Raw genomic sequence first — 6,188 nt, forward strand, 5'->3', positions numbered from 1 at the left:
GCCTTGCGCACAACATGCGTCACGTATTGCCGGTACCGCTATTGGAGAATTTCTTCACATCAATGGTCGGTGCCACGAACTCCGGCCCATCGCCCGATGCCCGCCAGCGCACATTGTTGATGCCGTAGCGCTCAGCCATCGGCCGGCTGACCTTCTTGATCTTGTGCTGGCCGAACCGTGGAATGATGCCCACCCCCGCATCGCAACTTGCCCAGTGCCAGGCTTCGGCGTTGTCCATACGCTCGAGCCGGATGATGAAGGTGCGAAATTCCCCGTGAAGCTCGTACTCGATCACATACAACTGCTGTCCCGCCATTGCTATCTCCTTCAGCGATTCAGACCAATGGAGCCGGCGACCTGGAAAAGATTCATTTATTTTGACCGGTTGGTCATCGCTCTCTTCCATCGCTTTGTTTCCGCACCCTTCTCAGCGCAAAAGCCGCTGCAGAGCCAGTGCGTTGGCCATCGCAGCACCGGACGCGGTGTTGTCGAAAATGCACCAGGTGGGCACTCCAGAAGCACGGCTGTGCTGCAAGCGTTCAGCCAGACGCTGCAAATACTCGTCGGAATACTCGCTGTGGTAGATCCTCGGTTCGCCATGCAGACGCCAGTAGACCAGCCCAGGCCAACCACCCGGGTGCGCATCGGTAACGAAACGCGCAGGGCTTGCCGCGACCTGGGCGATGCGCAAATCGACCAGCATCGGCTGCGCCGATTGCCAGCTGGCGTGCCTGGGCTCCAGCGCTACCGGCCCCTCATACCGTTGCCGCAGGCTTTCAAAGAAACGTCGTGCGTGCTCGGTTTCATGGCCAAGCGATGGCGGCAGTTGTAGCAGCAGGCAACCCAGGCGATCGCCCAACTGCCCGCATTGGGCAAGAAACCTGTCCAGAGCGTCCTCGCACCCGATGAGCCGCTGCTCATGGCTGATGGCCTTGGGCAGCTTCACCGCAAAGCGGAAATGCTCAGGCACGGACGCAGCCCAACGGGCATAGGTTTCGGGGCGATGGGGCCGGTAGAAAGAACTGTTGATTTCCACCGCATTGAAGCGGCTGGCGTAGCGTTGCAGGTGGCTGCCGGGCTGCGCAAATGCCTCGGCATGATGGCTGGACAAGCTCCAGCCAGCGCATCCCAGATAAATCATCACCGCCCCCGTCGCAAACCGTCGCAGCTGTATTCACCAAGTGTCTGCGTCGCCCGGTTCAGCTACCGGCCGATTCGCCACAGCACGCCTCGTCCTCATCCTCGCATGCCACGCGCCTGGCATGCCTCACCCCCCATACCAGCGCCCGGCTCATGGTTTCGCCGGCGCGCTGGTCGTAGGCTTGTTCGCACACCACTGAACCGTCGCTGCGATAGACACCGATGAACAACTGGGTCGCCCCCGTACGTGACAGGCGCGTCTGCACATCGATGCAGGTACCGCTGTCGAGCGTTTCCTCATGGGTTTGATGGTGCAGAATCGGGTCGCACCACTGCCTGTAGGTTTCACCTCTTCTTTTCATCTGCCAGCCCTCCCCCTTTCATGGCTGCTGATAATGCCCCGGCGATGTGCCTGGTTCATGATCATGTTCCAGGCGCTGCACCTGTACATCGGTGAACGATGACGCCTCGTTGCGGTGCAGGCCTTGCAGGTAATCACGCGCCGCTTCGCGGCTGAGGTCTTCCTGGTCGCTGCGTAATTCGCAGGTTCCGGGTTGGTTGTCGAGGATGAAACTGATCAGATACAGGTACTTGGCCATCGCTGTAACTCCTGCTGGCTGAATGAAATCGGGCGACTCAGCTCGATTGATCCTGGGTTGCCTGCAGCCGTTCAGCAGCGACGACGACCGGCTTGGCGCAGGAGAGAAGCTGCCATACGTCCGCTTCGAATGACCGAACGGCTGGGCGGCGGTACTTCGACATTAGTTGCAGCCCCCACAGCGGATCGCCGATCCGCTGTGGCTCTTCTGCTAGGCCGGCTGGTCACCGTTGACCTTGCCCAGTTCGGCGCCGGTCAATGGCTGCGCCTGCGGGTTGGACTCGGTTCTCAGCTTCATCGCCTCTGCAGCAGCGGCCGATGCTTTATCCAGCTCTACAGTCGCCAGGCCATCGCCACCATCCACGGCGGGTTCAGGCTTATCGACGTAGATCCAGTCCTGTCCTTCGTTCCACGACCCGCGCATTTCCCCGCCATGAGACATGTTGAAATAGGTCCGGTTGAGTTCCGGGTCGCCGGGTAGCTTGCCTTGAGGGAAGTTCGGCTGAATGGAATGCAGGGCTTTTTCGAAGGACATCTGGTGAGCGATTTCACGGCTCATCAAGAACCCCAACGCATCCTTGATACCCGGGTCGTCGGTCACGTTGATCAGGCGCTCGTAAACGATCTTGGCCCTGGCTTCGGCGGCAATGTTCGAGCGCAGGTCAGCGGTGGGTTCGCCGATGGTGTCGATGTAGGCTGCGGTCCAGGGGATGCCTGCGGAATTTACCAGTGCCGCGCCGCCGCCATACAACAGGCTGGTGATATGCGAATCGTTGCCAGCGCCAGTCAGCGAGCGATACAGCTCGCCTTCAGCCTCGACACCTTCGGCAAGCCGCCCCCTGGCGCCTTTGTTGAGCATGACCACGATCGAGCCGATGATTTCCAGGTGGCTGAGTTCTTCGGTGGCAATGTCGAACAGCATGTCCTTGCGCCCCGGATCATCCTCGGTGACGGCCTGGGTGAAATAGCGCATCGCTGCAGCCAGTTCGCCCTGCGGGCCACCGAATTGCTCCAACAGCAGGTTTGCAAGCCCAGGGTCAGGCTCTGCAACACGGACGGTATATTGCAATCGCTTGTTGTGCATGAACATTGGCAAATCCTCATCAGCGAACCGGGGCGGTTAGCCGCCCCGGTCGGTTCAACGTTGATCAGCGGTTGTCATCGCTCTTGCGGCCGCCGCCATGGCTGTTTTCGCCGCCCTTGCGACCAGCCTCGGAGGCTTTTTCACGGTCGTTGGCGAAGTTGCCACCGGATGCCTGGCCGCCTTTTTGCCCGGCTTCGGAGGCCCGTTCCGGATCGTTCTTGAAGTTGCCACCAGATGCCTGGCCTCCCTTGTGGCCGGCTTCCGACGCTTTCTCGCGGTCGTTGGCGAAGTTGCCTGGATTGGTGTTGGCGTTGCCGCCCTGGTTGCCGCGGTTCTGGTCTTGGTTATTGGCCATGATCTTTTACCTCAGGTCGTTTACACAGGATGGTCTGTGTTCATTGATGACCTGCGGCAGAGGTTGCGCAGTGAAAAAGTTTTCCCACGCTCTGACGAAATGCTTTAAGGAAATGGGCACCAGACATTCAGACGAAACAAGAACAGGTCGTGCCTGCCTGCGCCCGGTCCATGGCGCCTCCATAGGTGATTGCCCAGCCTTTTGGGCTGTGCTGTTGCAAAGGTTCCGGTCGGTAGACCGATACGCACATGCTTGAAACTTTCACGACCCGAGCCAAGTCCAGACCCCTATCGGTCACGGGATGGGAGAAGGCAATGACCAGCACGGTAGGCGACTTTCTGGTGGAGCGTTTGTATCAATGGGGGGTTCGGCGCATCTTCGGCTACCCCGGCGACGGCATAAACGGCGTATTCGGGGCGTTGAGCCGGGCCGAGGGCAAGATCCAGTTCATCCAGGCACGCCACGAGGAAATGGCGGCCTTCATGGCCAGCGCCCATGCCAAGTTCACCGGCGAATTGGGCGTGTGCATTGCCACCTCCGGCCCCGGCGCTTCACATCTGCTTACCGGCCTGTATGACGCGCGCATGGATCACCAGCCAGTACTGGCCATCGTCGGCCAACAGGCGCGAGCAGCGCTTGGCGGGCATTACCAGCAGGAGCTGGACTTGCTGTCGATGTTCAAGGACGTCGCAGGCGCCTTCGTCCAGCAGGCTTCGACCCCGGAGCAGGTGCGCCACTTGCTCGACCGCGCAGTACGTACTGCCATCGGCGAACGCCGGGTCACCGCCATCATCCTGCCCAACGACCTGCAGGACCTGCCCTACCACGAACCACCAAAAGCCCATGGCACGGTGCATTCCGGCATCGGCTACAGCAGGCCCAGGGTGGTACCTTTCGAGCAGGACCTGCAACGTGCCGCCGAGGTACTCAACGCTGGACGAAAAGTGGCGATCCTGGTCGGTGCCGGTGCATTGCAAGCCACCGAACAGGTGATCGCGGTAGCTGAAACGCTTGGTGCAGGCGTGGCCAAGGCGCTGTTGGGCAAGGCCGTGGTGCCAGACGACCTGCCCTGGGTCACCGGCGCCATCGGGCTTCTCGGTACCGAACCGAGCTATCAGTTGATGAGCGAATGCGACACCTTGCTGATGATCGGCTCCGGTTTCCCCTACGCCGAGTTCCTGCCTCAGGAAGGCCAGGCCCGTGGCGTGCAGATCGATTTGCAGCCAGACATGCTCAGCCTGCGCTACCCCATGGAGGTCAACCTGGTCGGCGACGCCAGCGAAACGCTGCGGGCCCTGCTGCCATTGCTCGAGCACAAGACCGAGCGCCGTTGGCGCGACAAGGTCGAAGCCTGGCGCGCGCACTGGGACAAGACGCTGCAGAAACGCGCACTGGCCAAGGCCGACCCGATCAACCCCCAGCGCGTGGTGCACGAGCTATCCCCTCGCCTGCCCGACCACGCGATCATCACCAGTGACTCAGGGTCCTGCGCCAACTGGTTTGCCCGCGACCTGCAGATACGCCAGGGCATGCAATGCTCATTGTCCGGCGGCTTGGCCAGCATGGGCGCGGCGGTACCCTATGCCATCGCCGCCAAGTTCGCCCATCCGCAGCGCAGCGTGGTGGCACTGGTAGGTGACGGGGCGATGCAGATGAACAATCTGGCCGAGCTGATCACCGTCGCCAAGTATTGGCGGCTGTGGGAGAACCCCCAGTGGATCTGCGCGGTGTTCAACAACGAAGACCTCAACCAGGTGACCTGGGAACAACGGGTAATGGAGGGCGACCCCAAATTCGAGGCCTCACAGGCGATTCCTGATGTGCCCTACCACCTGTTCGCCATCTCCATCGGCTTGCAAGGCATCTATGTAGAGCGCGAAGAGGACATTGCCGACGCCTGGGAGCGGGCCCTGGCGGCTGACCGCCCGGTGTTGATCGAGTTCAAGACCGATCCGGACGTACCGCCCTTGCCGCCGCACATCAAGCTTGAGCAGGCGAAGAACTTCGCCAGCAGCCTGCTCAAGGGCGACCCGGACCAGGCTGGGGTCATCGTGCAGACGGCCAGGCAAGTTCTCGGTTCGGTATTGCCGGGCAAGAAATGAGATGTGCGCTGCAGCGGGGCTTTACGCGTCTGCCCTTATGGTTGTGGACAAACGCAACAGATCACCTGGTCGCACGGCCCTCAGGTGCAGAAGCCATGAGTTACCTCCGGGGTATGCAGGCAGCGACGGTAAAGCGAAATGTCTGGAACTGGCGCCAGTGGCGATTGGGCCGTAGCAGCCCACACGGAGATGCCGTCTTGCCATGATTGCGCCGCTCTAGCCCGTAGGTTCTAATCGCGCACGACCCGTTTGCCTTTGTCACTCAAGGAAGTGTCACCATGTACAGGAAGATCGTGCCGCTGGCGCTGTTTGCAACCCTGGCCGGTTGCTCGAACAGCGAGGACACCAGCGAGGCCAGTTTCCAGAAGGCCGCCCAGGCCTACCTCGATACCCAGTACCCCCGCTGCTTCGTCATCAGTTCATTCCCTGCCAAGACCCAGGACTTCGACCTGCATGGCACCAACAAGGCGTTGCATGCCTTGGCCCGGGTAGGTGTGGTCAGCGAGAAGGAGATCTCGCGGACCGAGGTGCCTGCCCGCCTGTGGCAAGCGGCACGCACGGACATCTATTACGCCTATGAGCTCACCGACGAAGGGCGCAGGTATTACAAGGCAGATAACGGGCTCTGCTTCGGCAAGGCGCAGGTCACCGCCATCGAGCAGTTCAGCAAGCCGAGCGAGGTGACCGGGCAGAAGATTTCGAACGTGACCTATGCCTACAAGATCACCGGGTTACCGGCTTGGGCCGGGGACGAGGGGGTCAAGGCCAGCATTGCCGAACTGGGCAAGGCGGTGGCCAGCAATGACACGCCGCTCAAGGAAACCCGGGCGATGGTGCTGACCAGCCAGGTGTGGCGATTGCAGGAGAAATAGCCGTTTGCCGTAACGGCCTCTTCGCGGGTGAACCCGC

Annotated in this window: 8 protein-coding genes; 2 read left to right on the forward strand and 6 right to left on the reverse strand. The window is 61.1% G+C overall.

Annotation, left to right across the window (positions count from 1 at the left end; translation table 11 throughout):
- Positions 1–19: 19 nt before the first annotated feature.
- The 6 genes from ACK1U9_RS04520 to ACK1U9_RS04545 form a co-directional block, all read right to left on the reverse strand.
- Entirely contained in the window at positions 20–316 is a 297-nt protein-coding gene (locus ACK1U9_RS04520) for a DUF6555 family protein (RefSeq protein WP_046614127.1), read from the reverse strand.
- Positions 317–427: 111 nt separating this feature from the next.
- Positions 428–1,141: a DUF72 domain-containing protein gene (locus ACK1U9_RS04525; RefSeq protein ID WP_135002492.1), complete on the reverse strand. Its 714-nt coding sequence runs from the start codon at positions 1,139–1,141 to the stop codon at positions 428–430.
- A gap of 58 nt (positions 1,142–1,199) precedes the next feature.
- The gene (locus ACK1U9_RS04530) at positions 1,200–1,502 is read right to left on the reverse strand and encodes a hypothetical protein (protein ID WP_046614125.1); all 303 of its coding nucleotides are present in this window, start codon (positions 1,500–1,502) and stop codon (positions 1,200–1,202) included.
- An 18-nt stretch (positions 1,503–1,520) separates the two neighbouring features.
- Positions 1,521–1,739 carry a hypothetical protein gene (locus tag ACK1U9_RS04535; protein ID WP_449109727.1) on the reverse strand — a complete coding sequence of 73 codons (219 nt, stop codon included), beginning with the start codon at positions 1,737–1,739 and terminating at the stop codon, positions 1,521–1,523.
- A gap of 210 nt (positions 1,740–1,949) precedes the next feature.
- Complete coding sequence (locus ACK1U9_RS04540) at positions 1,950–2,828, reverse strand: manganese catalase family protein (RefSeq protein ID WP_046614123.1); 879 nt, start codon at positions 2,826–2,828, stop codon at positions 1,950–1,952.
- Positions 2,829–2,886: 58 nt separating this feature from the next.
- A complete protein-coding gene (locus tag ACK1U9_RS04545; protein ID WP_085600893.1) occupies positions 2,887–3,177 on the reverse strand; it encodes a con-10 family general stress protein in 291 nt (96 codons plus the stop codon).
- Positions 3,178–3,491: 314 nt separating this feature from the next.
- Between ACK1U9_RS04545 and ACK1U9_RS04550 the strand changes: the two genes are divergently transcribed.
- A complete protein-coding gene (locus tag ACK1U9_RS04550) occupies positions 3,492–5,279 on the forward strand; it encodes a thiamine pyrophosphate-requiring protein (RefSeq protein WP_135002491.1) in 1,788 nt (595 codons plus the stop codon).
- 278 nt (positions 5,280–5,557) lie between these two features.
- Complete coding sequence (locus tag ACK1U9_RS04555) at positions 5,558–6,151, forward strand: hypothetical protein (protein WP_449109728.1); 594 nt, start codon at positions 5,558–5,560, stop codon at positions 6,149–6,151.
- Positions 6,152–6,188: the final 37 nt, after the last annotated feature.

It is taken from the genome of Pseudomonas sp. XP1 (genome assembly GCF_053557675.1).